Consider the following 1067-nt stretch of genomic DNA (forward strand, 5'->3'; position numbering starts at 1 on the left):
TACACCATTGATAAGGGGTAGGTGGTATCTCCCAAGAGCTGGTGTCGCTTGCTCTTGACTCAAGATTACCGTCCATAACATTTCAAATCGTCCTGCCTTTTATCCCTGATTTTATCCGGGTTTTGTCCTGCTTTTTGTCGGGTTTTTGCTCTGTAATAAAGAAAAAACCACTAAAAAGTGGTTTTCGAATTCAGCTATCGAACTCGTTAGTATAGACCTATGTCGTAATTACGTATCATAACGTTCTAACATACGCTCTAACATACGCTCTTCCATTTCCACTTCAGCATACCACTCACCCATGTCAGTGGCGTAATCATCCACTGTATACTCAAATCTTGCAGCTTCCACTTTTTCTTCCAGACCCTCGATATGCGGAGCAAAGAAGTGAATCGTTAACTCATAGCAAGTTTGGATTTTAACTGATAACTCAAGCATTTCAGGTGATTTCATGTTAATTTCGTAATGTGTGAGTTGATTCCTAATTTTATTGATAAAAGTAATTACTTTCTTATATGTAGAGTCAACTTCGTATTCACAAAGGAATTCAGCCCTGTCCATTGCTTCATTTAAAGTGACTGTTCTTAAATTGGGGGCTACTTCAAATATATTTGTTTTTCCCTGCTCAATCATTTTCTTTTTTGCTACCATATATTTATCTAGATCACTGAAAACAAGATACTCATTTCTTTGGCGCAACAAAAGTTTAAACAAAATTTCTATTCCGTGATTAAGAGACAATACAGCGTCTTTTAAACAATGCTCCATGCCAGTGCCATCATGTAGTGCATGCATTTTTTCAATACTTATGTAAGTCGCCTTTAAAGAGTCTACACCATTGTCCAACAGGCTGTATCTCACCTTTAATTCATCTCCTATAACAACTTTATTTAACCTCTTGAATAAAAGCCATGTTCATTATGGTTATTCATGTTTCCATTATGTAGCTCAGTATTCATTTATTCGTAAAAGCCCTACTCAATTCCTTTCACTGACGATACCTTTTACGAAAACTACCCGTTAGCGGAACGAACGTTATGAAAAATAAAACAGCACTCAGATCATCC

1 protein-coding gene is annotated in these 1067 nt (G+C 36.6%); it reads right to left on the reverse strand.

From position 1 onward, the window contains the following. Positions 1-228: 228 nt before the first annotated feature. On the reverse strand, positions 229-861 hold the full coding sequence (locus tag HP401_RS29460; RefSeq protein WP_173607622.1) for a hypothetical protein: 633 nt from the start codon (positions 859-861) through the stop codon (positions 229-231). Positions 862-1067: the final 206 nt, after the last annotated feature.

The sequence above is a fragment of the Brevibacillus sp. HB2.2 genome, from assembly GCF_013284275.1.
In the GTDB taxonomy this organism is placed as follows: domain Bacteria; phylum Bacillota; class Bacilli; order Brevibacillales; family Brevibacillaceae; genus Brevibacillus; species Brevibacillus brevis_D.